20 protein-coding genes and 2 tRNA genes are annotated in these 23980 nt (G+C 66.8%); 16 read left to right on the top strand and 6 right to left on the bottom strand.

The window, feature by feature from the left end:
- Nucleotides 1-2 precede the first annotated feature (2 nt).
- From cyoA to cyoD, 4 genes are read left to right on the top strand one after another with little or no spacing between them, the layout of a single operon-like run.
- Nucleotides 3-890: a ubiquinol oxidase subunit II gene (gene cyoA, locus BT264_RS13110; protein WP_072437046.1), complete on the top strand. Its 888-nt coding sequence runs from the start codon at nt 3-5 to the stop codon at nt 888-890.
- Nucleotides 891-893: 3 nt separating this feature from the next.
- On the top strand, nt 894-2900 hold the full coding sequence (cyoB, locus tag BT264_RS13105) for a cytochrome o ubiquinol oxidase subunit I (protein WP_034184696.1): 2007 nt from the start codon (nt 894-896) through the stop codon (nt 2898-2900).
- Nucleotides 2900-3508, top strand: a complete 609-nt coding sequence (gene cyoC, locus BT264_RS13100; RefSeq protein ID WP_072437047.1) for a cytochrome o ubiquinol oxidase subunit III — start codon at nt 2900-2902, stop codon at nt 3506-3508. The genes cyoB and cyoC overlap by 1 nt, the downstream gene beginning before the upstream one ends.
- A complete protein-coding gene (gene cyoD / locus BT264_RS13095) occupies nt 3509-3841 on the top strand; it encodes a cytochrome o ubiquinol oxidase subunit IV (RefSeq protein ID WP_011352504.1) in 333 nt (110 codons plus the stop codon). It begins immediately after the preceding gene.
- Between the two features lie 100 nt (nt 3842-3941).
- Here the strand turns inward: cyoD and BT264_RS13090 are convergent, their stop codons facing one another.
- Nucleotides 3942-4238, bottom strand: a complete 297-nt coding sequence (locus tag BT264_RS13090; RefSeq protein WP_072437048.1) for a DUF4148 domain-containing protein — start codon at nt 4236-4238, stop codon at nt 3942-3944.
- Nucleotides 4239-4455: 217 nt separating this feature from the next.
- On the opposite strand from BT264_RS13090, the gene BT264_RS13085 reads away from it, so the two are divergent.
- The 3 genes from BT264_RS13085 to BT264_RS13075 are packed head-to-tail and all read left to right on the top strand — an operon-like array spanning nt 4456 to nt 7218.
- Entirely contained in the window at nt 4456-5130 is a 675-nt protein-coding gene (locus BT264_RS13085) for a response regulator transcription factor (RefSeq protein WP_072437049.1), read from the top strand.
- Nucleotides 5131-5141: 11 nt separating this feature from the next.
- Nucleotides 5142-6533 carry a sensor histidine kinase gene (locus tag BT264_RS13080; protein WP_072437050.1) on the top strand — a complete coding sequence of 464 codons (1392 nt, stop codon included), beginning with the start codon at nt 5142-5144 and terminating at the stop codon, nt 6531-6533.
- Between the two features lie 19 nt (nt 6534-6552).
- A complete protein-coding gene (locus BT264_RS13075) occupies nt 6553-7218 on the top strand; it encodes a response regulator transcription factor (protein WP_072437051.1) in 666 nt (221 codons plus the stop codon).
- 73 nt (nt 7219-7291) lie between these two features.
- Here BT264_RS13075 and BT264_RS13070 read toward each other — a convergent pair whose 3' ends face one another.
- From BT264_RS13070 to BT264_RS13055, 4 genes are all read right to left on the bottom strand, one after another.
- Nucleotides 7292-7549 carry a DUF4148 domain-containing protein gene (locus BT264_RS13070; RefSeq protein WP_072437052.1) on the bottom strand — a complete coding sequence of 86 codons (258 nt, stop codon included), beginning with the start codon at nt 7547-7549 and terminating at the stop codon, nt 7292-7294.
- Between the two features lie 110 nt (nt 7550-7659).
- Complete coding sequence (locus BT264_RS13065) at nt 7660-9075, bottom strand: efflux transporter outer membrane subunit (RefSeq protein WP_072437053.1); 1416 nt, start codon at nt 9073-9075, stop codon at nt 7660-7662.
- Entirely contained in the window at nt 9068-10243 is a 1176-nt protein-coding gene (locus BT264_RS13060; RefSeq protein WP_072437054.1) for an efflux RND transporter periplasmic adaptor subunit, read from the bottom strand. The genes BT264_RS13065 and BT264_RS13060 overlap by 8 nt, the downstream gene beginning before the upstream one ends.
- Nucleotides 10233-13451 carry an efflux RND transporter permease subunit gene (locus BT264_RS13055; protein ID WP_072437055.1) on the bottom strand — a complete coding sequence of 1073 codons (3219 nt, stop codon included), beginning with the start codon at nt 13449-13451 and terminating at the stop codon, nt 10233-10235. Before BT264_RS13055 ends, BT264_RS13060 begins: the two co-directional genes overlap by 11 nt.
- Nucleotides 13452-13748: 297 nt before the next feature.
- On the opposite strand from BT264_RS13055, the gene BT264_RS13050 reads away from it, so the two are divergent.
- The 6 genes from BT264_RS13050 (at nt 13749) to BT264_RS13025 (ending at nt 20796) form a co-directional block, all read left to right on the top strand.
- The gene (locus BT264_RS13050; RefSeq protein ID WP_072437056.1) at nt 13749-14108 is read left to right on the top strand and encodes a hypothetical protein; all 360 of its coding nucleotides are present in this window, start codon (nt 13749-13751) and stop codon (nt 14106-14108) included.
- Nucleotides 14109-14248: 140 nt separating this feature from the next.
- Nucleotides 14249-16132, top strand: a complete 1884-nt coding sequence (locus tag BT264_RS13045) for an extracellular solute-binding protein (protein ID WP_072437057.1) — start codon at nt 14249-14251, stop codon at nt 16130-16132.
- A gap of 52 nt (nt 16133-16184) precedes the next feature.
- Entirely contained in the window at nt 16185-17228 is a 1044-nt protein-coding gene (locus BT264_RS13040; RefSeq protein WP_072437058.1) for a microcin C ABC transporter permease YejB, read from the top strand.
- Between the two features lie 48 nt (nt 17229-17276).
- Complete coding sequence (locus tag BT264_RS13035; protein WP_072437059.1) at nt 17277-18374, top strand: ABC transporter permease; 1098 nt, start codon at nt 17277-17279, stop codon at nt 18372-18374.
- On the top strand, nt 18371-19993 hold the full coding sequence (locus BT264_RS13030) for an ABC transporter ATP-binding protein (protein ID WP_072437060.1): 1623 nt from the start codon (nt 18371-18373) through the stop codon (nt 19991-19993). The genes BT264_RS13035 and BT264_RS13030 overlap by 4 nt, the downstream gene beginning before the upstream one ends.
- A gap of 128 nt (nt 19994-20121) precedes the next feature.
- The gene (locus BT264_RS13025; protein ID WP_072437061.1) at nt 20122-20796 is read left to right on the top strand and encodes a C40 family peptidase; all 675 of its coding nucleotides are present in this window, start codon (nt 20122-20124) and stop codon (nt 20794-20796) included.
- Nucleotides 20797-20942: 146 nt separating this feature from the next.
- Here the strand turns inward: BT264_RS13025 and BT264_RS13020 are convergent, their stop codons facing one another.
- Nucleotides 20943-21854, bottom strand: a complete 912-nt coding sequence (locus BT264_RS13020; protein WP_072437062.1) for a patatin-like phospholipase family protein — start codon at nt 21852-21854, stop codon at nt 20943-20945.
- A gap of 280 nt (nt 21855-22134) precedes the next feature.
- Between BT264_RS13020 and gltX the strand changes: the two genes are divergently transcribed.
- From gltX to BT264_RS13005, 3 genes are all read left to right on the top strand, one after another.
- Nucleotides 22135-23544: a glutamate--tRNA ligase gene (gene gltX / locus BT264_RS13015; RefSeq protein ID WP_072437063.1), complete on the top strand. Its 1410-nt coding sequence runs from the start codon at nt 22135-22137 to the stop codon at nt 23542-23544.
- 128 nt (nt 23545-23672) lie between these two features.
- Nucleotides 23673-23748 (top strand) — tRNA-Ala (locus tag BT264_RS13010).
- Between the two features lie 140 nt (nt 23749-23888).
- Nucleotides 23889-23964 (top strand) — tRNA-Glu (locus BT264_RS13005).
- The last annotated feature ends 16 nt before the right edge of the window (nt 23965-23980 follow it).

The raw sequence follows: 23980 nt of genomic DNA, 5'->3' as shown, positions 1-23980 counted from the left end.
TGATGAAAACAAGAGCTTCAAGAGGCTGGTCGGCGCTGATGTCAATCGGCGCGGCGCTGAGCCTGTCAGGCTGTAATTTAGATGTACTAAATCCGAAAGGAAGCGTGGGTGCAGCCGAAAAGGCGCTGATCGCGACGTCCACCTGGGCGATGCTGATCGTCGTCGTGCCGGTGATCCTGCTGACGCTGTGGTTCGCGTGGCGTTACCGCGCATCGAACCGCAACGCAACGTACGCGCCGAACTGGTCGCACTCGACCGCGATCGAAGTCGTGATCTGGGCGGTGCCGACGCTGATCATCCTGTTCCTCGGCGTGCTCACGTGGAAGACCACGCACGAGCTCGACCCGTACAAGCCGCTCGAGTCGTCGGTGAAGCCGATCGACGTCGAGGTCGTCGCGCTCGACTGGAAGTGGCTGTTCATCTATCCGGAACTCGGCATCGCGTCGGTGAACCAGCTCGCGATTCCGGTGGGCACGCCGGTGAACTTCCGCATCACGTCGGATTCGGTGATGAACTCGTTCTTCATTCCACAGCTCGGCGGCCAGGTCTACGCGATGGCCGGCATGCAGACGCGCCTGCACCTGATCGCCGACGAGCCCGGCAACTACGCGGGCACGTCCGCCAACTTCAGCGGCCGCGGCTTCTCCGACATGAAATTCCGCACGCTCGCCGAGCCGCGCGAACAGTTCGACGCATGGGTGCAGAAGGTGAAGGCATCGCCGGAGCGACTCGACGCGACCGTGTACGGCACCGTCGCGCAGCCGAGCGAGAAGGCGCCCGTGCGCTACTTCTCGTCGGTCGATCCGCGGCTCTTCCACAACATCATCGCGAAATACAACGATGGCCACGTCCTCGACCTGAAGGACGCCGCCTGCGGCACGAAGGGGTAACGCATGTTCGGCAAACTCACACTATCGGCGATCCCGTTCGATCAGCCCATCATCATGGTGGCCGGCGCCTTCATGGGGCTGGCCGTGCTGGGCATACTCGCCGCGCTGACGATCACCGGCCGGTGGAAATGGCTGTGGACGGAATGGCTGACGACAGTCGACCACAAGAAACTCGGCGTGATGTACATCATCGTCGCGCTGATCATGCTGCTGCGCGGCTTCGCCGACGCGATCATGATGCGCATGCAGCTCGCGCTCGCGTACAACGCGCCCGGCTACCTGCCGCCGCACCACTATGACCAGATCTTCACGGCACACGGCGTGATCATGATCTTCTTCATGGCGATGGTGTTCATGGTCGGCCTGATGAACCTGATCGTGCCGCTGCAGATCGGCGCGCGCGACGTCGCATTCCCGTTCATCAACTCGCTGAGCTTCTGGATGACGGCGGTCAGCGCGATCCTGATCAACATCTCGCTCGTGATCGGCGAATTCGCGCAGACGGGCTGGCTCGCGTACCCGCCGCTGTCGGAGCTGCAGTTCAGCCCGGGAGTAGGCGTCGATTACTACCTGTGGGCGCTGCAGATCTCGGGCGTCGGCACGCTGCTGACCGGCGTGAACTTCTTCGTGACGATCATCAAGATGCGCGCGCCGGGCATGACGCTGCTGAAGATGCCGGTGTTCACGTGGACCGCGCTCTGCACCAACGTGCTGATCATGGCGTCGTTCCCGATCCTGACTGCGACGCTCGCGCTGCTCGGCCTCGACCGTTACCTCGGCATGCACTTCTTCACGAACGAAGCCGGCGGCAACGCGATGCTGTACCTGAACCTGATCTGGGCCTGGGGCCATCCGGAGGTGTACATCCTGATCCTGCCGGCGTTCGGCATCTTCTCGGAGGTCATCGCGACGTTCGCGAAGAAGCCGCTGTTCGGCTACAAGACGATGGTGTACGCGACCTGCGCGATCATGGTGCTGTCGTTCCTCGTGTGGCTGCATCACTTCTTCACGATGGGCTCGGGTGCGAACGTGAACGCGTTCTTCGGCATCATGACCATGATCATCGCGATCCCGACCGGCGTGAAGGTGTTCAACTGGCTGTTTACGATGTATCGCGGCCGGATCGAATTCACGACGCCGGTGCTGTGGACGATCGGCTTCATGGTCACGTTCACGCTCGGCGGCATGACCGGCGTGATGATGGCGATTCCCGGCGCGGACTTCGTGCTGCACAACAGCCTGTTCCTGATCGCGCACTTCCATAACGTGATCATCGGCGGCGTGCTGTTCGGCTATCTCGCGGGCTTCAACTACTGGTTCCCGAAGGCGTTCGGCTTCAAGCTGAACGAGAAGCTCGGCAAGGCCGCGTTCTGGTTCTGGCAGGTCGGCTTCTACGTCGCTTTCGTGCCGCTCTACGTGCTCGGCTTCATGGGCATGACGCGCCGGCTCAACCACTACGACAACCCGGCCTGGCATCCGTGGCTGCTGGTCGCCGCGTTCGGCGCCGTGCTGATCGCGATCGGCATTGCATGCCAGCTGCTGCAACTGGTGGTCAGCATCCGCAACCGCAACCTGCCCGAATACCGCGACACGACGGGCGACCCATGGGGCGGCCGCACGCTGGAGTGGGCGACCTCGTCGCCGCCGGCCGACTACAACTTCGCGGTGATCCCGCAGGTGCGCACGCTCGACGCGTACGCGGACCTGAAGGCGCGCGGCGAAGGCCGGCCGAACCCGGCGTCGATCCGCGATATCCATATGCCGTCGAATACCTGCGCGGGCCTCGTGGTCGCGATTTTCAGCCTGGTGCTCGGCTTCGCGCTGGTGTGGCACATCTGGTGGCTCGCGATCGCCGGACTCGTCGGGATCGTCGCGACGCTGGTGATCTACAGCTCGCGCGATAACGACGGCTATTACATCCCCGCGTCGACGGTGCGGAAGATCGAAGACAAGCAGCCGACCAAGCGCGTGCCTGCGCGTGTCGACGACGTGGAACTGGAGGCCAACTGATGTTGCAGAAAACCTTGAGCGCAACCCTGCTCGAGCACGACGACCATCCGCCGTCGCATTCGGTGTTCGGTTTCTGGCTGTACCTGATGACGGACTGCGTGATCTTCGCGGCGCTGTTCGCGACGTTCGCGGTGCTCGGCCACCAGTATGCGGGCGGGCCGGCCGCGAAAGACCTGTTCGACATTCCGGGCGTCGCGGTGGAAACCGCCGCGCTGCTGCTGTCGAGCATCACGTACGGTTTCGCGATGCTCGCCGCCTACAAGCAGAGGCGCGGCGCGCTGCTCGCGTGGCTCGCGGTGACGTTCGTGCTCGGCGCGGCGTTTCTCGCGATGGAACTGCGCGAGTTCTCGCACCTGATCGCGGAAGGCGCAGGCCCGCAGCGCAGCGCGTTCCTGTCGGCGTTCTTCACGCTGGTCGGCACGCACGGGCTGCACGTGACGGCCGGCCTGCTGTGGATGATCGTGCTCGCCGGGCAGATCGTGTTCCGCGGCGGCGACCTGACCGATCGCGACCTGCGGCGCCTGACGTGCCTGAGCCTCTTCTGGCACTTCCTCGACATCGTGTGGATCTGCGTGTTTTCCTTTGTCTATCTCGCGAGCGTGATCTAAATGGCCCATTCGCATTCGTCTCAACTCGAAGAAGGGCACGGCAGTGTCGGCGGCTACGTCGCCGGCTTCATCCTGTCGGTGCTGCTCACGGCCGCGTCGTTCGGCCTCGTGATGGGCGGCGTGCTGTCGCCGCATGCGTCGCTGATCGCGTTGGCCGTGCTGGCATTCGTGCAGATCGTCGTGCACCTCGTGTACTTCCTGCACATGAACGGTTCGTCGGGCCAGCGCTGGAACGTGATGGCATTCAGCTATACGGTGCTGACCGCGGCGATCCTGATCGTCGGCACGCTGTGGGTGATGCACAACGTCAGCATGAACATGATGTCGCGCTGAGCGGCGTCGCGGCGCAGTGGTCGATATCCATGTGCGTTCATGAAGAAAAGGCGGCACGTGAGTGCCGCCTTTTTTATTCCCGCCGCGTTGCGCGAGCCTGTCAGTGCGAGCCCGCGTCCGCCGTCAGCGCATGCGTGCAGTCCGTACGGTACTCGGCGGCGAGCCGATGCTTCGCGCCGTCGAGATCGTCGGGATAGTAGGGGCTCGCGTGCGCCGGATCGTAACCGACCTGTTCGAGTTCGGTCAGCTCGCGCACGAGGTCCGCGCGCGTGACTTCATGGCCCGTGTGAACGAACGGATAGGCATTGCATTCCTGAGGCGTCAGATGTGGCGCCGCGAACGCGGCGGTGCTCGCGCATGCGAGCAGCATGCAGGCGACGATAGTCGATAGTTTCATTCGGTGGCTCCTGTGTTCGCGGCCCGATGCCGCATGACGTCAGCGTAGGCGGAGCGCACGACGGGGTGGGCGACGCACGGATGAAACATGTTTCACGAGCGCGCGCCCGGCGCCGGATGAAGCTATCTTCATGTAGCGCCGGACGGCGACCGCGTCGTCTACGATAGCCGCGGGCGCATGGCGTGCGCCCGTCATGAAGTTCATTGCGAGGACAGGCATGCGAGTACTGACGGTCGAGGACGATGTGGTGACCGCGAACGAAATCGTCGGCGAACTGACCGCGCGCGGGTTCGAGGTCGACTGGATCGACAACGGCCGCGAAGGGATGATGCGCGCGATGAGCGCATCGTACGACGCGATCACGCTTGACCGGATGCTGCCGGGCGCTGACGGCCTCGCGATTCTGACCGCGATGCGCACGGTCGGCATCGATACGCCGGTGCTGATGCTGAGCGCGCTCGGCGACGTCGACGAGCGCATCCGCGGGCTGCGCGCGGGCGGCGACGATTACCTGACGAAGCCATTCGATTCCGGCGAGCTGAGCGCACGCATCGAGGTGCTGCTGCGCCGCCGGCAGGCGTCGGGCGTGCCGCAGCAGACGCTGTTGAAGGTCGGTGCGCTCGAGCTCGACCTCATTTCGCGCTGCGCGCGCCGCGGCGCCGACGAGATTCCGCTGCTGCCGACCGAGTTTCGCGTGCTCGAATTCATGATGCGCAACGCCGGCCAGACGATCACGCGCACGATGCTGTTCGAGGCCGTATGGGGCTATCACTTCGATCCCGGTACCAACCTGATCGACGTTCACATGGGCCGGCTGCGCAAGAAGATCGATCCGCCCGGCGCGAACCCGATGATCCAGACGGTGCGCGGTTCGGGCTACATGCTCGCGTAACGGAGGCACGGATGGATGCGGCTCGCGCGGCGAACTTCACACGCCGCTGGCATACGACGACGTTTCGCTGGCTGTGCGCGTATGCGGCGATCTTCTCGGTTTCGCTGCTGCTGCTCGCGGGCGTGATCAGCTTCGCCGCGACACATACGATGACGCGCGACACTGACGAGGTGCTCGCGTGGCAACTGATCTATTTCGATTCGATTCCCGATGCCGAGTTGCCGCTCGCGATCCATCGGCGGCTCGAGCACGAACACATGCATACGAGTTTTTACGGGCTGTTCGACGCGGCCGGGCGCCGCGTTGCCGGCGACATCGCGACGCTGCCCGCGCTGCGTACGGATCGCGGCGGACGCACGCTGAACCGCACGCTCGTACCACTCGACGGTCAGCCCGCACGGATCACGCGCGCGATGGCCGTGCGCCGCGACAACGGAATGACGCTGGTCGTCGCGCGCGACCTGTCGCATTTCATCCAGATCCGCGATGTCGCGATTCGCGGGCTCGTGATCGGCGGCGTGATGATCCTGATCGCGGGCATCGCGGGCGGCAGCATGCTCGGCATGCGGCAGATGCGCCGCGTCGCCGCGATCCGGCGCGCCACGCGGCAGATTGCCGAGGGCGATCTCGGCAAGCGGTTGCCGGTCGGCCGCCACGACGAGCTCGACCTGCTCGCGCACCTCGTGAATCACATGCTCGACGAAGTCGAGCGACTGATGGGCGAGGTGCGTCATACCTGCGACGGCATCGCGCACGATCTGCGCACGCCGCTCGCGCGCGTGCATACGATGCTGGCGCGACTCGCCGAGCAGCCGTTTTGTGCGGACGATCCCGCGTCGGCGGTACTCCTGGCGTCGGCGCGCGACGAGACCGACCGGTTGCTCGAGCGCTTTCGCGCGATGCTGCGCATCTCCGAGATCGGTACGCTGAGCCGGCGTGGCGGCTTTGCCGCGGTCGACGTCGCGGCATTGCTGCGCGACGTGTGCGAGCTCTACGAGCCGCTGGCCGAAGCCGTCGACGTGTCGTTCGAGCTCGACGCGGCACCGGTCGACGGTATTCATGGCGACCGCGCATTGCTGTTCGAGGCGTTCAGCAATCTCGCGGACAACGCAATCAAGTTCACGCCGCCGGGCGGTCGCGTGCGCGCCATACTCCGCGCGACGCCGAGCGGCCCGCTCGTCCGGCTCGAGGACAGTGGGCCGGGCATCCCGCCCGGCGAGCGTGACGCGGTGCTCGAACGCTTCTATCGCGGCGAGCGCACGCGTCATGTGAAAGGCTCGGGGCTCGGGTTGAGCATCGTATCGGCGGTGATGCACGTGCACGGTTTCGCGCTGCGGATCGGCGATGCGGAGTCGGCCGGCGCGGCGATTACGGTCGAATGCTGGCCACGCTCGCTTGCATGACGGCACTGGGAAACGGTCGATGCGCATCCTGCTGATTTCTCCGCCGAGTCCGGAGGCCGCGCGGCTCGACAAGGCCTTTCGCGAGAGCACGCACGGCGTCGAGCGCGTCGAGGAATGGCGTGACGGCTGCTTCGCGGCGACGCAGGACCGGTTCGATGCAATAGTGATCGTTGCGCCCGACGCGGCTGCCGGTCCGGCGGTCCTCGATGCATTGCCGCGACTTGCCGTATCGGCCGCAGGCGCGACGATCGCCGCGATCGTCGCCGGTGCAACACCCGCACAGCGCGCGCGGATGCTGCAGGCCGGCTGTGATGTGTGCGTTGCCCATCCGTGTTCGTTCGTGGAATTGCACGAGCGTTTGCGCGCGCTGTGGCGCCGCGCGGGCGTCATCGAGATGCGTGAGTCGGTCAGGCTCGATACGGCAACACGCGCACTCGAAGAGCGTGGGCGGAGGCTGGCGCTCAGCGCGCGGGAATTCCGTCTCGTCGAATGCCTGCTGCGCGCCGCGGGGCGGCCGGTCGGGCGCGATGCCGTGCTGCGTTACGCGTGGGGCGATGCCGACATCGAACCCGAAACGGTCAATGCGCTGGTCGTCCGGTTGCGGCGCAAGCTGGCCGCGCACGCCTTTTCCGCGCGCATCGAAACGGTCGCGCGATTCGGGTTCAGGTTCGACGCGGGCGCATGACGGTGCGGTAGTGCGCGATGGCGGCGGACGGCAGGCGTGCCGCGCGCCGCGCGGCACGCCCGGTTGCATGCGGTCAGTGCGAATAGAGTTCGCGATTGAGTTGCGCGAGTTGCCCGTCGCGTTCGGCGCGGACGAGTTCGTGATAGACCTGCGCACGCGTCAGCGGCGTTGTCTGCGGTGCATTCCATGCAGCGGGCGGCGACGACGGTGCGGGTGCAGCCGATGCGAGCGTCTGCGGCGCGGTGGCCGCCCCGGGTTGCGTTGCGCTGGCCCGAACGGGCAGCGCGACGCAGAAGGCGGTGAGGAGGATGGTGAACATCGATGTCTTCATGGCGTGGTCCTTTTCGTGTGGCGGTGGCCGGTGCCGCGTGTGCGATGGCGGCCGGAAACACGTTATCGGGTGCGGACGTTCAGAAGCCCGGCGCGCCGATGAAGAAACGTTCATGAACGCGCGTCGCGCCAGCCGCCGCCGAGCGCGCGCACGAGCCCGACGGATGCCTGCAGCCGTCGGGCATCGGCATCGAGCGACTCAATCTGCGTATCGAGCTCGGTCGTTTGAGCGGTGACCACGTCGAGATAGCTGACGGCACCGTCGCGATAGCGCGACATCGCAAGCGCAAGCGAATGCCGGGCCGCGACGAGCGCCGCGTCGTCCTGGCCGGATTCGTCGCCGAGGCGGTGCAGCAGCGCGAGATCGTCCTCGACTTCGCGAAACGCCTGCAGCACGACGGCGCGGTAGCGCGCGCCCTGTTCGGCAAACTGCGCACGGGCCTTGCGTACGCCGGCGGCACGCAGGCCGCCGTCGAACAACGTCATCGCGAGACGCGGCCCGATCGACCAGATCTCGTTCGGCGCGGCGAGCCACGGCGAAAACGTATCGCTCTGGAAACCGGCGTCGAGGCCGAGCGACAGGTCCGGGAACCAGGCGGCGCGCGCGACGCCGATCCTTGCGTTAGCGGCCGCAACGCGGCGTTCCGCGGCGGCGATGTCCGGGCGGCGTTCGAGCAGCGTCGACGCGAATCCGGTCGGAATCGACGGAACGCGCGGCAGCGCGGCGACGGGTGGCAGCGAGAACGTCGACGCGGATGCGCCCACGAGCGCTGCGATCGCGTGCTCGTCGAGCGCGCGGCGCGCGGCGATGTCGGACGCGCGCGCCTGTGCGAGCGCGAGCTGCGTTTGCGCACGCGATACGTCGAGCCCCGATGCGAGGCCGCCGAGATGGCGGCTGACCGTCAGTCGCCATGCGCGACGGTACGTGTCGATCGTTTGCGCGAGCGTGTCCGCTTCGCGGTCTCGTCCCGCGAGATCGAAGTAGGTGCTGGCGACGGCGGCCTGCAGGCTGAGCCGGACGGAGGCGAGGTCGTCGCCGGCCGCCTGCGCGTCGTCACGGCCGGCCGCGACCGTGTTGCGGACCTTGCCCCACAGATCGATGTCGTAGCCGACTCCAGCTTCGAGCGTGTTCGACTCGTAGATGTCGGGCTGGCCGCTGCCGCGCAGCGGCCGGCGCGCCGATTGCCGGTCGCGGTCGGTCTCGGCATCGATGCCCAGGGTCGGCAGCAACGCCGCATGTGCTTCGTCGAACAGCGCAGCGGCTTCGTCGTGCCGCGCGACGGCGGCGGCGAGGTCGGGATTCGCGCGCGCGACGAGCGGCTCGAGCCGGTCGAGCGTCGCGTCGCCGTACACGCGCCACCAGCCGTCGCGCGGCAGGCGGTCGGCCGGCGCGGCATCGACCCACGAGCCCGTTTCGCGAAAGGCGGCCGGAAGCGGAACGGTCGGCGCGCGATAGGCCGGTGCCAACGAACAGCCGGCGAGCAGGGCGACGCTGGCCAGCAACCCGGCGAGCAGACGGTCAGCCATGCGTACGCTCCGTCGTTGCGGCGCCTGCGATGCGCACGGGGTCGCCGTCCGCGAGCGAATCGGGCGGATTGTCGATCACGCGGTCGCGGGCCGCGAGCCCCGACGCGATCTCGACGCGCGTACCGAGGTCGGTCGCGATCGATACGTTGCGCAGCCGCGCATGCCCGTTCGCGTCGAGCACGGCGACTTGCAACCCGTCATGGCGAAAGATCAGCGTGCTGGCCGGAACCGTCAGTGCATGCGCGGCATCGGCCACCGCGATGCGTACCTGCGCATATTCGCCCGGGAACAGCGTGCCTTCGGGGTTGGCGATCGAGAACTGCGCGAGCAGCGTGCCGGAAGCAGGATCGATCGACTGCGCGGAATCCGCGAGCGTGGCGTCGAACGTCGTGCCCGGGCGCTCGGGCACGGTCAGCGCGACGTGCATGCCCGCCCGGATCGCGCCCGCATCGTCTTGCGGCACGTGTACGTAGAGCCGCAGCCGCCGCGCGTCCGAGACGGTGAACAGTTCGGCGCCGTTGCCGCTGCCCGCGTCGATCAGTGCGCCGACGTCGGTCTTGCGGGCGGTCACGACACCGTCGAACGGCGCGGTGAGCCGCTTGAACGATTCGAGCGCCTGGAGCCGACGCACGTTGGCGGTGCTTGCCGCGACGGCCGCGCGTTTGGCGTCGAGGTCGCTGCGCTTCTCGTCAGCCTCCTGCCGCGAGACGGAGTCCTGCGCGAGCATCTCGGCCCAGCGTGCGGCCGTGACGGCCGCAAGGCGCTCGTTCGCGCTCGCGCTCTGCAGGTCGGCGCGTGCCTGCTGCAACTGCTGGTCGAGATCGGGCGTGTCGATCGACGCGAGCAGCTGGCCGGCCTTGACGTGCGCGCCGATGTCGGCGTACCACGCGTGCAGGTAGCCGGGCACGCGCGCGTAGATCGGTGCGTCGACATATGCATCGAGGCGGCCGGGCAGCACGAGCGCGTCGGCGGCGGCAGGCTGCGGCGCAACCGTCGCGACGGTCGGGATCGCCTGCTGCGCGGTCCACGCGGCGACCGCGCGCGCATCGTGTGCGCGTGCGACGAGGCCGGCTGCCGCGGCGGCGAGCGCGGCGATCACGCCCGCGATCGCGAGCGGCTTCAGGTAGCGCGGCGTGCCGGAAGGACGGATTTCGAATTCAGTGGACATGTTGCTCTCCCGGAGTGAGGGACAAGGATTCGGAGCGGGGCGCGCGATCGCGCCGGTGGACGAGGCTGAACACGACGGGCACGAACACCAGCGTCGCGACGGTCGCGCAAAGCAGGCCGCCGATTACCGCACGGCCGAGCGGGGCGTTCTGTTCTCCGCCGTCGCCGAGACCGAGAGCCATCGGCGCCATGCCGATGATCATGGCGAGCGCCGTCATCATCACGGGCCGAAAGCGCGTGAAACCGGCCTCGAGCGCTGCGACGGCCGCGTCGGTCGTGTGTGCGAGCCGTTCGCGCGCGAAGGTCACGACGAGGATGCTGTTCGCGGTCGCGACACCCATGCACAGGATCGCGCCCGTCAACGCCGGCACCGACAACGGCGTGCGTGTGACGAACAGCATCCATACGATGCCGGCGAGCGCCGCGGGAAGTCCGCTCACGATCACGAACGCGTCTCGCCACGAGTGGAAGTTCACGACGATCAGCAGATAGATCAGCAGGACCGCACCGGCGAGGCCGGCGAGCAGCCCGCCGAATGCGCTGTTCATCGTCTGCACCTGGCCACGCACGGTTACGCGCGCTCCGTTAGGCAGATCGGCGGCGCTCGCCCGCAGCACGCGGTCGATGTCCGTGCTGACCGCACCGAGATCGCGGCCCTGCGTCGTCGCGAATATGTCGAACAGCGGCGCGATGTCGTAGTGCGACACGACCGCGTCGGTCTGGCCGCGCACGATCGTCGCGAGGCCGCCGAGCAGTTGCGGGGCGCCCGAGCGGCCCGTGACGGGCAGCGCGCGCAGGTCCGACAGCGACGTCATCCGGTACTGCGGCGTCTGCGCGACGATCGGATAGGACACGCCGTTGTGCGGATCGAGCCAGTAGGTCGGCGACACCTGGCTCGTGCCGGACAGGCTCGCCACCACGGCATTGGTGACATCCTGCTCGGTGATGCCGAGCTGCGCGGCGCGTGCGCGGTCGACCGATACCGTGAACTGCGGATAGGTCGACGCCTGTTGCACGCGCGCGTCGGCGACTCCCGGCACCGTCCGGATGCGCCGCAACAGCTCGGTCGCATAGGCGCGGTTGGCGGCACGGTCGGGGCCTGTCACCTGCACGTCGATCGGCGCGGGCGCGCCGAAATTGAGGATCTGGCTCACGATGTCGGCGGGCAGGAACGCAAACGTCACGCCCGGGAACGCGTGCGGCAGCACGGTGCGCAACCGCTTCACGTAGTCGGCCGTCGGCGCGTGGTCGCCCGTGAGCGACACGAGGATGTCGCCGTCCTGCGGGCCGATCGTGCCGCTGTTGCTGTACGTGAGGTTGATCCCGCTGTTCGGCAAACCCATGTTGTCGACGATGCTCGCGAGGGAGTGCGGCGGCACGACGCCGCGCACCGTGCGCTCGACGCGGTCGAACAGCGCGGCCGTCTCCTCGATGCGCGTGCCGATCGGTGCGCGCACGTGGATCGCGATTTCGCCCGCGTCGACCGACGGGAAGAAATTGCGGCCGAGCCACGGCACCAGTACGAACGACAACGCGACCGCGGCGAGGAACAGCATGACGAAGCGTGTGCGGTGGGCGAGTGCGAGGCCGAGCACGACGCGGTAGCCTGCACGCAGTGCCGCGAAGCGGCGTTCGAATCCCTGCTGGAACGCAACCAGCGGATTGCGCGCGCGTGACGGCGGGAACGGTGCGCCGTGCGGCGCAAGCACAGCCGCCGGATGCGCGGCATGCGGTCTCAGCAGGTAACGGGCCATCATCGGCACGAACGTGCGGGACAGCACGAACGACGCGATCATCGCGAAGATCACGGCTTCGGCCATCGGCACGAACAGGAAGCGGGCCACGCCGTCGAGCAGCAGCATCGGTACGAACACGATGCAGATGCACAGCAGCGACACGAAAGCCGGCGCGACGATCTGCGACGCGCCGTCGAGGATCGCGCTGCGCACGTCCTTGCCCTGTTCGAGATGCCAGTTGACGTTCTCGATCGTGACGGTCGCATCGTCGACGAGAATACCGACGGCGAGCGCGAGCCCGCCGAGCGTCATCACGTTGAGCGTCTCGCCCGCGGCGGCGAGCGCGGCGATCGCCGCCAGCACTGCGAGCGGAATGGACGCGGCGATGATCAGCGTCGAGCGCCAGCTGCCGAGGAACAGCAGGATCATCGCGGAGGTGAGCGCGGCGGCGATCAGGCCTTCGCGCGCCACGCCGCTCACGGCGCCCTTGACGAACACGGACTGATCGCCCATCACGACGAGCCTGAGCGACGGCGGCAGCGTCGCCTCGATGCGCGGCAACTGCGCCTTGACGCCTGCGATGATGTCGAGCGTCGACGCCGAGCCGCTTTTCAGCACGCTCATCAGCACCGCGCGGCGGCCGTCGACGCGCACGATGTTGCCCTGCGGCGGAAAACCGTCGCGGACGTGCGCGACGTCGCGCATGAAGATCACCGCGCCGTTCACGGTCCGGATCGGCAGCGCATTGAGTTCGTCGATCGTCAGCGGACTGTCGTTGAGCCGGATGTTGTATTCGAAGCGGCCGATCTTCTGTGTGCCGGCCGGGATGATCTGGTTCTGCTGCGCGAGCGCGGTCGCGACGTCCTGCGCGGACAGCCCCTTCGCCTGCAGCGCTCGCGGATCGAGGTCGATCTGCACCTGGCGCACCTTGCCGCCGTACGGCGACGGAATTGCGACGCCCGCGACCGACAGCAGCTGTGGCCGGATCACGTTGGTCGCGTAGTCGCCGAGCTGCTGCTCGTTGAGCGTGTCGCTCGTCAGCGCGAGCTGCAGCACGGGCACGGTCGATGCGTTGTAGTTGAGGATCTGCGGCGGCGTGGTGCCGGGCGGCATCTGCTTGAGCACGGTCTGCGAGATCGACGTGACCTGTGCCGTGGCCGTGCGGATGTCGACGCTCGGCTGGAAGAAGATCTTGACGATCCCGAAGCTGCGGAACGATTGCGACTCGATGTGCGCGACGTCGTTGACCGTGGTGCCGAGCGTGCGTTCGTAATACGTGACGACGCGCCCCGACATGTCGGCCGGCTGCAGGCCCGCGTAGTTCCACACGACGCTGATGACCGGAATCCGGATGTCGGGAAAAATGTCGGTCGGCGTGCGCAGCGCCGAGAGTGGTCCCGCGATCAGGATCAGTAGCGCGAGGACGATGAATGTGTAGGGGCGCGCGAGCGCGAGTCGGACGAGTTTCAGCATCGGCGAGGTCTCCGCCGGCGCGGGGCGCCGGCCTGTCAGCGAGGTGCCGAAGCGTGGCGGGAACCCGGTTCGGCTCGCGCAGTGTGCGTGGCGCCGCTTAACGCCGGGCGCGGACCAGGATGAAAGATGTTTTAGGAAAGCCCGCGGTGAGGGCGGGGCAGGCGCCGATTGTTACAAGACGTTAGCGCACGCATTCCGTTGCGATGCCGCGCATCAGTTCTTACAAACTTGAAATATGCGGAGACGGCCCTGGCAGTTATAGTCGAATCACACATGACACAACCAGAAGAGGAATCCATGAAGACCTTGCGTGTTGCCTCGCTCTTGACCGGTATGACGGCCTTGCTCGTGTCGGGCGCAGCAATGGCGGGAGTCAATGTCGGGATCAACGTCGGCGTGCCGGCACCGGTTTATGTCGCGCCCGCGCCCGTGTATGCGCCGCCGCCGCCGGTCATCTATCAGCCGGCGCCCGTGTATGCACCTGCGCCCGTCTATGCGCCGGCGCCGGCGATCGTGATCGGCTGGCACGGCGATCGCTACTGGGACGGCCGCCGCTACTGGGGCCGCGACGAGTGGTATCGCCACCATGGCCGCGGCTGGGGCGGCGATCGCGATCGTGGTCACTGGGATCATGGTCGCCACAACGGCTGGCGCTGATCGACACGCTGCGCCCCGTGACGCGGGCGCGCTGTCCGTTCATGAAGAAACCGCCCGCGTGGCGGTTTTCTTTTGGCTCGAAGGATTGAATGGGTAGAATCGTCCCACGTTACTACCCTCATTCGACCGACAGGGCCTCTATGACGAAGGGTTCGCCCCGGGCCGCCATCGCGCGCGTCCGCTTCGGCGCGCTGCATGCCGCACGGGCCGCCGGCCGCGTTGCCGCGGTGTTTGCGATGCAGGCGGCGCTGGCCGCGACGGCCGCGCACGCAGCCTACGCGATTGCACAGTACGGCGAGCCGAAATATCCGCCGGGCTTCAAGCATTTCGACTACGTCAATCCCGATGCGCCGAAGGGTGGCACGCTCGTGCTCGCGAACCCGAGCCGGCTGACGTCGTTCGACAAGTTCAATCCGTTCACGATGCGCGGCAACCCCGCGCCGGGCATCGACAACCTGTTCGAGAGCCTGGCGACGGGCAGCTCGGACGAACCGGCATCCGCGTACGGGCTGCTTGCCGACGATATCGACATCGCGCCCGATCGCCGTTCGGTCACGTTCCACCTGAATCCTCGCGCACGCTTCTCGAACGGCGACGCCGTCACGGCCGACGACGTCAAGTTTTCGTTCGACACGCTGAAGAGCAAGCTGGCCGCGCCGCAGTTCGGCGCGTATTTCGCGGAGATCGCGAAGGCCGTGGTCGTCGACCCGGCCACCGTGCGCTTCGAGTTCCGCAGCGCGAATCGCGAGCTGCCGCTGATCGCCGGCGGCGTGCCCGTGTTCTCGCGCAAGTGGGGATTGCGCGCGGACGGCTCGCGCATCCCGTTCGACCAGCTCGCGTTCGAGCAGCCGATCGGCAGCGGCCCGTACCTGATCGAGCGCTACGACAACGGCCGCACGATCACCTACCGGCGCAACCCCGCGTACTGGGGCGCCGACCTGCCGGTGCGGGTCGGCACCCACAACTTCGAGCGGATCGTCTACAAGCTGTACGGCGACGGCGTCGCGAGGCTCGAGGCGTTCAAGGCCGGCGAATACGATGTGCTCGTCGAGTACATCGCGCGCAACTGGGCGCGGCGCGACGTCGGCAAGCGTTTCGACAGCGGCGAGCTCGTCAAGCGCGAATTCCGCCAGCACAACGGCGCGGGCATGCAGGGTTTCTTCATGAACTTGCGCCGGCCGCTGTTTCGCGACGTACGGGTGCGTCAGGCGCTCGATCTCGCGTTCGACTTCGAATGGCTGAACCGGCAGCTGTTCTACAGTGCCTACACGCGTCTCGACAGCTATTTCGCCGACACCGACCTGCAGGCGACCGGCACGCCGGGCGCAGGCGAGCTGAAGCTGCTGGAGCCGCTGCGTGCGCAGCTCGACCCGGCCGTGTTCGGCCCGATGGTCACGCAGCCGGACACGAACCCGCCGGGCTCGCTGCGCGCGAACCTGCTGAAGGCGCGCGCGCTGCTCGCGCAGGCCGGCTGGACCTATCGCGACGGCGCGTTGCGCAACGCGAACGGCGAGCCGTTCACGTTCGAGATTCTCGACGATGCGGGCGCGGCGATGGAAGGTATTGTGACGGCCTACCAGCGCAATCTGGCGAAGCTCGGCATCGACGCACGCTTTCGCACGGCCGACTACGCACTGCTGCAAAAGCGCCTCGATGCGTTCGACTACGACATGACGACGGTCCGCCTGCCGGGCGTGCAGGTGCCGGGCGCCGAGCAGTTCTCGCGTTACGGCAGCAAGTTCGCCGACGAACCGGGCTCCGACAACATCATCGGGCTGAAGTCGCCAGCCGTCGACGCGCTGCTGCACGCGCTCGGCACCGCGCAGTCGCGCGACGAGCTGCTCGACGCGACGCACGCGCTCGACCGCGTGCTGATGCACGGCTACTACGCGGTCCCGCAGTGGTACAGCACGACGCACCGGATCGCGTACAAGCGCACGCTCGCCTATCCGCAGACGCTGCCGCTGTACTATTCGGCCGAGGGCTGGGTCGTGTCGACCTGGTGGGCGAAGCCCGCTCACTGACCCGCGCCGGCCCTTCGTCCAACCCAGCCTACCGATCACGAGTCGACGCCCTATGTGGAGCTACATCCTCAAACGCCTGCTGCTGATGATCCCGACGCTCGTCGGCGTGCTGACCCTCACGTTCGCGGTGACCCAGTTCGTGCCGGGCGGCCCGGTCGAGCAGGCCGTGCAGGAGTTGCGCAAGGGCGCGACGGAGCAGGGCGCGGTGCCGTTCGGGATGCGTGCGCACACCGGCGTCGACGCGCAGCAGCTCGCGCAGCTCAAGGCGCTGTACGGTTTCGACAAGCCGCCGCTCGAGCGCTACTGGCTGATGCTGAAGCGCTTCGCGCGCTTCGATCTCGGCGACAGCTACTTCCGCCATCAGAGCGTGTGGTCGCTGATCGTGCAGAAGCTGCCCGTGTCGATCAGCATCGGGCTGTGGACGTTCTTCCTCACGTATCTCATATCGGTGCCGCTCGGCATCGCGAAGGCCGTGCGCAACGGTTCGCCGTTCGACGTCGCGACGAGCCTCGTCGTGCTCGTCGGCTATGCGATCCCGGGCTTCGTGCTCGGCGTGCTGCTGCTCGTGCTGTTCGGCGGCGGCTCGTTCTGGCAGCTCTTTCCGCTGCGCGGCCTCACGTCGGACAACTTCGCCGAGCTGTCGCTCGTCGGCAAGGTGCTCGACTACCTGTGGCACATCGCGCTGCCGATCACGGCGTCGGTCGTCGGCAGCTTCGCGGTCGTCACGATGCTCACGAAGAATGCGTTTCTCGACCAGATCCGCCGGCAATATGTGCTGACCGCACGCGCGAAGGGACTCTCCGAGCGCAGCGTGCTGTGGAAGCACGTGTTCCGCAATGCGATGCTGCCGCTGATCGTCGGTTTCCCGGCCGCGTTCATCGGCGCGTTCTTCACCGGCAGCCTGCTGATCGAGACGCTGTTCTCGCTCGACGGCCTGGGGCTGCTGTCGTACGAGTCGGTGGTGCGCCGCGATTACCCGGTCGTGCTAGGCACGCTGTACCTGTTCACGCTGATCGGGCTCGCGACCAAGCTGATTTCCGACCTCTGCTATGTGTGGGTCGATCCACGCATTCAATTCGACAACCTGGAGCGCTGACATGAAACCGTCCGTCTGCATGCCCGGCGTCACCGGGCGAGGCGCGCGATGAACCGGGCCGTCGTGTCGTCCCGCATCGACGTGGCGCGCGCGCACGTGTCGCCGTCGCCGGCGCGCCGCGTGTGGCAGCGCTTCCGGCGGCAGCGCCTCGGCTACTGGAGCTTCGTGATCTTCGTCGTCGCGTTCGCCGCGAGCCTTGCGGCGCCGCTTTGGTCGAACGACAAGCCGCTCGTCGTGCGCTACGACGGCCAATACTATTTCCCGCTGTTCCATGCGTACCCGGAGACGGCCTTCGGCGGCGATTTCCCGGCGCCGGCCGACTATCTCGATCCGTATGTGCGCAAGCGGCTCGAAGCGCCCGGCAACTTCGTCGTCTACCCGCCGAACCGCTATTACTACGACACGCTGAACTACTTCTCGAACGTGCCGAACCCGGCGCCGCCGTCGCGCCAGAACTGGCTCGGCACCGACGCGCAGGGGCGCGACCTGCTCGCGCGGCTCGTGTACGGGTTCCGCGTGTCGGTCGAGTTCGGGCTGATCCTGACCGTGATCGGCACGCTGCTCGGGATCGCCGCCGGCGCCGTGCAGGGCTTCTTCGGCGGACGCATCGACATCGTCGGGCAGCGGCTGATCGAGATCTGGAGTTCGCTGCCCGAGCTGTACCTGCTGATCATCTTCGCGTCGATCTTCGAGCCGAGCTTCCTGCTGCTGATCGTGCTGCTGTCGCTGTTCGGCTGGATCGGGCTGGCCGACTACGTGCGCGCGGAATTCCTGCGCAACCGCACGCAGGACTACGTGCGCGCGGCGCGCGCGATGGGGCTCACGAACTGGCAGATCATCTGGCGCCACGTGCTGCCGAACAGTCTCACGCCGGTGATCACGTTCCTGCCGTTCCGGATGAGCGGGGCGATCCTAGCGCTGACGAGCCTCGATTTCCTCGGGCTCGGCGTGCCGCCGCCGACGCCGAGCCTCGGCGAGCTGCTCGCGCAGGGCAAGGGCAACCTCGACGCATGGTGGATCTCGCTGTCGACGTTCGGCGTGCTGGTCGCGACGCTGCTGCTGCTGACCTTCATGGGCGACGCGCTGCGCAACGCGCTCGACACGCGGATCGCCGATTCGATACGTGCGGCGGGAGGCCAGCGATGAGCGAAACGGTCGTATCGAGGCACGACGAGCCGCTGCTGTCGCTCGAACGTCTGCATGTGCGCTTCGGCGACACGGTCGCGGTGGACGACGTGACGCTCGCGATCGGCCGCGGCGAGCGCGTCGCGCTCGTCGGCGAGTCGGGTTCGGGCAAGAGCGTGACCGCGCTGTCGATCCTGCGGCTGCTGCACGACGCCGACGTGAGCGGCGCGATCCGCTTCGCGGGGCAGGATCTTTCGGCCAAGAGCGAGCGCGAGATGCGCGGGCTGCGCGGCTCGGACATCGCGATGATCTTCCAGGAGCCGATGACGGCGCTCAACCCGCTGTATACGATCGGCGTGCAGATCGGCGAGACGATCGTGCTGCACGACGGCGTATCGACCGTCGAGGCGCGCAAGCGCGCGATCGCGCTGCTTGCGCGCACGGGCATCGCGGAACCCGACAAGCGCGTCGACAGCTACCCGCACCAGTTGTCGGGCGGCCAGCGGCAGCGCGCGATGATCGCGATGGCGCTCGCGTGCCGGCCGCGCCTGTTGCTCGCCGACGAGCCGACCACCGCGCTCGACGTGACGATCCGTGCGCAGATCGTCGACCTGCTGCTGGAACTGCAGCGCGAGGAGGCGGAAAAGCGCGGGATGGCGATCCTGCTGATCACGCACGACCTGAATCTGGTGCGCCACTTCGCCGACCGCGTCGCGGTGATGGAGCACGGCAGGCTCGTCGAGAGCGGGCCCGTCGAGCGGATCTTCGCGGAACCTGAGCATCCTTATACGCAGCGGCTGCTGAACAGCCGGCCGCAACGCACGGTCGCGCCGGTCATGCCGATCGCGCCCGTCGTGCTCGACGCGCGCCATGTGAGCGTGCAGTTCGCACGCAAGCGGCCCGGCTTCGCGGGCTGGTTCGGTACGGTGCCCGTGACGGCCGTCGCGGACGTGTCGGTGTCGGTGCGACAGGGCGAAACGCTCGGCATCGTCGGCGAATCGGGTTCCGGGAAATCGACGCTCGCGATGGCGCTGCTCGGGCTGCAGAAGACGGCCGGCGGCGAGATCGAATTCCAGGGGCGCGCGCTGTCGACCTATCGCGGCCGCGAACAGACCGCGCTGCGCTCGAACATGCAGGTCGTCTTTCAGGATCCGTTCAGTTCGCTTTCGCCGCGTCACACGATCGAACGGATCGTCGGCGAGGGGCTCGAACTGCATCGCCCGGAAATGACGCCCGATGCGCGCCGCGCGAAGTCGCTCGCGGTGCTGCGCGAAGTCGGCCTCGACCGCACGGTATTGCACCGCTATCCGCACGAATTCTCGGGCGGGCAGCGCCAGCGGATCGCGATCGCGCGAGCGCTGGTGCTGGAGCCGCGCATCCTGATCCTCGACGAGCCGACTTCCGCGCTCGACGTGTCGATCCAGCAGCAGGTGCTGAAACTGCTCGCGAATTTGCAACAGAAATACAACCTCGGCTATGTATTCATCAGCCACGACCTGGAGGTGATCGGCGCGATGGCGCACCGCGTCGCGGTGATGCAGGACGGCGCCGTCGTCGAGTCGGGAGACGTCGCCGACATCTTCACCAGACCGTCACATCCTTACACACAAAAGCTGTTGAAAGCGGTCTGGAAAGCGTGATAGGCGTCCAATGGTCTGATCATCTCGATTGTATTTTTTAATTTGTTTTGACAAACGATTACGCGCTGGCTAGTATCGACCGAAATTTTCCGCCAATCAGCTGATTTTTAAGCACATTCCATCGACCAATGCAGCATCGATCCCTGACCCAGGCATGCGCGCGCACCATCGCCGGGCTGTTCATCGGCGCCCTGTTCGCAGCAGCTTCCGGCGCGTTCGCCGACGAAGTCAGCAGTTTTAACCAGAATGTCACGAATTCGACTCAAATCGGGTCGGGTTCTTCCCCCCAGCAGACCAGTGCCCAGCCGTCGGGCGGCGGCGCGAAGTCGTTCCTTGCCGGCATGGCGGGCAAGGCAGGCGATGTCGTCGTCGGCGCGCTGAACATGATCGGCGTGCGTTATCGCTGGGGCGGCAACTCGCCGGATTCGGGCCTCGACTGCAGCGGCTTCGTCCGCTACGTGTTCCAGGACACGCTCGGCATGTCGCTGCCGCGTCGCGCGGAAGAGATGAGCCGGGTCGGCGAGAAGGTGAGCATGAGCAACCTCAAGCCGGGCGATCTCGTGTTCTTCAACACGATGCGCCGCACGTTCTCGCACGTCGGCATCTATATCGGCGACAACAAGTTCGTGCATTCGCCGTCGACGGGCAGCACCGTTCGCGTCGACGATCTCGATAGCGGCTACTGGGAAAAGCGTTTCACCGGCGCGCGCCGGCTCGAGTCGGAGTTCCCGATGAAGGCCGAAGATCTGCGCCAGCGCGTGCGCGCGACGATCGGCGACGATTCGGCGAGCGGCAACAACTGACGTTCGCCGGTCAGCCGGACCGGATCGAAAAAACCCTGTCACCGAAAGGCGGCAGGGTTTTTTGTTTTGGGGCCGGCGCAGGCGACGACGCGGAAGTCGTTCCGCCGGTCGCGGGGCGGCGGCGCGTCCCGCGACCGGCGTGCTTCTTACGCGGCGGCCACGCCGCGCGCCGCCGCGAGCTTGCGCTGCAGTTCCGGCATGATGCGCGCGACCGCTTCCTCGCCTGCGAGAATCGCCGCGTTGCGCTGGTTGAAGTCGCTGCCGCCCATGGCCGCGAGGTTCGGGCGGACCACGACGTCCGCGTATTTGTCGAGCTCGTAGGTCTTGATCGTCTGGCCCATGATCGTGAAGGTCTGCAGCAGCATCTCGATCGGGTTGTTGGTCGCCGCGCCGTCCGGCCGGGCCGAGATGTCGACCGCGATCACGAAGCTCGCGCCCATCTTGCGCGCGTATGACGCGGGCACCGGGCTCACGAGGCCCCCGTCGACATATTCGCGGCTGCCGATCTTCACCGGTTCGAACACCGATGGCACGCTGCACGACGCACGCACCGCGAGCCCCGTGTTGCCTTGCTGGAACAGGATCGGCTGGCCGCTCTGCAGATCCGTCGCGACGATGCCGAGCGGCTTCGCCATCTTCTCGATCGGCCGGTTGTTGAGCGTCTTGTTCAGGAAGTTCTGCAGGGCGACACCCTGCAAGAGGCCGCGCGAGCGGAACGGCAGCGCCCAGTCGCTGATCGCCGCCTGGTCCATGTCGAGCGCGATCTTGTTGATCTGCAGCGCGCTCATGCCCGACGCATAGAGTGCGCCGACCACCGAGCCCGCGCTCGTGCCCGCGACGATCTCGATCGGGATGCCGCGCGCCTCGAGCGCCTTCAGCACGCCGATGTGCGAGAAGCCGCGCGCGGCGCCGCCGCCGAGCGCGATGCCGATCTTCACGGGCTTTTCGTTGGATGCGTTGTCGGGACGGGACTTGCCGCCGAACGACGTACAGGCGGCGAGGCTGGCGGACGCGCACGCGATCGTGAAATGGCGGCGCGACAGGCGAGGGGACGACATCGAATGGTTCTCCGGCGGCTTGGCGGCGGGTTACACGGCCCGCGGCGGCGATAGGTTCCGAGCGGCCGCGCGGCAGGTTCCGTGCGGCCGGCGCCGCGCCGGCTGGCGGCCGCGGCGCGCACATCATAAAGCAAGCGGTGCGCTTGGCGCGATGTCCGGCGCGAGTATAATTCCGGCTTCTTTCCCGTTCCGGGCGTCGCCGGCCCCGTTGTTGTCCGGGCTGCCGCCGTCGATCCCGCGTCGAATCATTCATGCGCCCCAGGCGTTCGAGTTACCGTTTATGACCCGTCCTGTCCGTACCCGCTTCGCGCCGAGTCCCACCGGCTTCATCCACCTCGGCAACATCCGCTCCGCACTCTATCCGTGGGCGTTCGCCCGCAAGATGAAGGGCACGTTCGTGCTGCGCATCGAGGATACCGACGTCGAGCGCTCGTCGCAGGAAGCGGTCGATGCGATCCTCGAGGGGATGCAATGGCTCGGCCTGGATTTCGATGAAGGCCCGATCTACCAGATGCAGCGGATGGACCGCTATCGCGAGGTGCTCGCGCAGATGCTTGAGAAGGGCCTCGCGTACCCGTGCTACATGTCGGCCGAGGAACTCGACGCGCTGCGCGAACGCCAGCGCGAGGCCGGCCTGAAGCCGCGCTACGACGGCACGTGGCGTCCGGAGCCCGGCAAGGTGCTGCCCGAGCCGCCGGCAGGCGTGAAGCCCGTGCTGCGCTTCCGCAATCCGCTGACCGGCACGGTCGTGTGGGACGACGCCGTGAAGGGGCGCGTCGAGATCTCGAACGAAGAACTCGACGACCTCGTGATCGCGCGCCCGGACGGCACGCCGATCTACAACTTCTGCGTGGTGGTGGACGACATGGACATGGGCATCACGCACGTGATCCGTGGCGACGACCACGTGAACAACACGCCGCGCCAGATCAACATCCTGAATGCGCTCGGCGGCGAGGCGCCCGTCTATGCGCACCTGCCGACCGTGCTGAACGAGCAGGGCGAGAAGATGAGCAAGCGGCATGGCGCGATGAGCGTGATGGCGTATCGCGACGCAGGCTTCCTGCCCGAAGCGGTCGTCAACTATCTCGCGCGCCTCGGCTGGTCGCACGGCGACGCGGAGATCTTCTCGCGCGAGCAGTTCGTCGAATGGTTCGATCTCGAGCATCTCGGCAAGTCGCCCGCGCAGTACGACCACAGCAAGCTGAGCTGGCTGAACGCGCATTACATCAAGGAAGCCGACAACGCGCGCCTCGCCGCGCTCGCGAAGCCGTTCCTCGACGCGCTCGGCATCGACGACGCGGCGCTCGCGACGGGCCCGGCGCTCGACGCCGTGGTCGGCCTGATGAAGGATCGCGCGACGACGGTCAAGGAGATCGCGGAAGGCGCCGCGATGTTCTACCGCGTGCCGGCACCGGAGGCCGATGCGATCGCGCAGCACGTGACCGATGCGGTGCGGCCGGCACTGGCCGATCTCGTCGTCGCGCTGAAGGCGGCCGACTGGACGAAAGAAGCGGTGTCTGCCGCGCTGAAGGCGACGCTCGGCACGCACAAGCTGAAGATGCCGCAACTCGCGATGCCGGTGCGCCTGCTGGTGGCGGGTACGACGCACACGCCGTCGATCGATGCGGTGCTTGTGCTGTTCGGTCGCGACGTCGTGGTGTCGCGCATCGAGGCCGCGCTGGCCTGAGCTTCGTGCGTGAGCGAAGCTGTCTGCGCGTGAGATCGCGGCGGCTTCGCAAAAAATTTCGCTCGAATCGCAAAAAGGGTATTTACAAGTTCAAAGTCGGTCCATATAATCTCATTTCTGTTCTGCAAGGGGGTATAGCTCAGCTGGGAGAGCGCTTGCATGGCATGCAAGAGGTCAGCGGTTCGATCCCGCTTACCTCCACCAACAGAACAAATTGGATTGGTTTGCGAAGCAGTAGTGGTAGTAATAAATGCTTCACAGAATGATCTAAAGCAGTTAGAATTCCGGCCTTCGCTGTTGATGAGAAGTGAATAGCGAAAGTCAGACAGATCTGAAAAGATTTTGTCCCCTTCGTCTAGAGGCCTAGGACATCACCCTTTCACGGTGAGTACAGGGGTTCGAATCCCCTAGGGGACGCCAGATTCAGCGGCGTTTC

The organism is Burkholderia sp. NFPP32, from assembly GCF_900119325.1.
In the GTDB taxonomy this organism is placed as follows: domain Bacteria; phylum Pseudomonadota; class Gammaproteobacteria; order Burkholderiales; family Burkholderiaceae; genus Burkholderia; species Burkholderia pyrrocinia_C.
Note: the sequence above shows the minus strand (reverse complement) of the source record. Positions and strands in the feature narration are given on the sequence as shown.

Bases quoted from the DNA above. Each gene is read 5' to 3' on its own strand.
- cyoA (WP_072437046.1), top strand. From the start codon at position 3: ATGAAAACAAGAGCTTCAAGAGGCTGGTCGGCGCTGATGTCAATCGGC.
- cyoB (WP_034184696.1), top strand. From the start codon at position 894: ATGTTCGGCAAACTCACACTATCGGCGATCCCGTTCGATCAGCCCATC.
- cyoC (WP_072437047.1), top strand. From the start codon at position 2,900: ATGTTGCAGAAAACCTTGAGCGCAACCCTGCTCGAGCACGACGACCAT.
- cyoD (WP_011352504.1), top strand. From the start codon at position 3,509: ATGGCCCATTCGCATTCGTCTCAACTCGAAGAAGGGCACGGCAGTGTC.
- BT264_RS13090 (WP_072437048.1), bottom strand. From the start codon at position 4,238: ATGAAACTATCGACTATCGTCGCCTGCATGCTGCTCGCATGCGCGAGC.
- BT264_RS13085 (WP_072437049.1), top strand. From the start codon at position 4,456: ATGCGAGTACTGACGGTCGAGGACGATGTGGTGACCGCGAACGAAATC.
- BT264_RS13080 (WP_072437050.1), top strand. From the start codon at position 5,142: ATGGATGCGGCTCGCGCGGCGAACTTCACACGCCGCTGGCATACGACG.
- BT264_RS13075 (WP_072437051.1), top strand. From the start codon at position 6,553: ATGCGCATCCTGCTGATTTCTCCGCCGAGTCCGGAGGCCGCGCGGCTC.
- BT264_RS13070 (WP_072437052.1), bottom strand. From the start codon at position 7,549: ATGAAGACATCGATGTTCACCATCCTCCTCACCGCCTTCTGCGTCGCG.
- BT264_RS13065 (WP_072437053.1), bottom strand. From the start codon at position 9,075: ATGGCTGACCGTCTGCTCGCCGGGTTGCTGGCCAGCGTCGCCCTGCTC.
- BT264_RS13060 (WP_072437054.1), bottom strand. From the start codon at position 10,243: ATGTCCACTGAATTCGAAATCCGTCCTTCCGGCACGCCGCGCTACCTG.
- BT264_RS13055 (WP_072437055.1), bottom strand. From the start codon at position 13,451: ATGCTGAAACTCGTCCGACTCGCGCTCGCGCGCCCCTACACATTCATC.
- BT264_RS13050 (WP_072437056.1), top strand. From the start codon at position 13,749: ATGAAGACCTTGCGTGTTGCCTCGCTCTTGACCGGTATGACGGCCTTG.
- BT264_RS13045 (WP_072437057.1), top strand. From the start codon at position 14,249: ATGACGAAGGGTTCGCCCCGGGCCGCCATCGCGCGCGTCCGCTTCGGC.
- BT264_RS13040 (WP_072437058.1), top strand. From the start codon at position 16,185: ATGTGGAGCTACATCCTCAAACGCCTGCTGCTGATGATCCCGACGCTC.
- BT264_RS13035 (WP_072437059.1), top strand. From the start codon at position 17,277: ATGAACCGGGCCGTCGTGTCGTCCCGCATCGACGTGGCGCGCGCGCAC.
- BT264_RS13030 (WP_072437060.1), top strand. From the start codon at position 18,371: ATGAGCGAAACGGTCGTATCGAGGCACGACGAGCCGCTGCTGTCGCTC.
- BT264_RS13025 (WP_072437061.1), top strand. From the start codon at position 20,122: ATGCAGCATCGATCCCTGACCCAGGCATGCGCGCGCACCATCGCCGGG.
- BT264_RS13020 (WP_072437062.1), bottom strand. From the start codon at position 21,854: ATGTCGTCCCCTCGCCTGTCGCGCCGCCATTTCACGATCGCGTGCGCG.
- gltX (WP_072437063.1), top strand. From the start codon at position 22,135: ATGACCCGTCCTGTCCGTACCCGCTTCGCGCCGAGTCCCACCGGCTTC.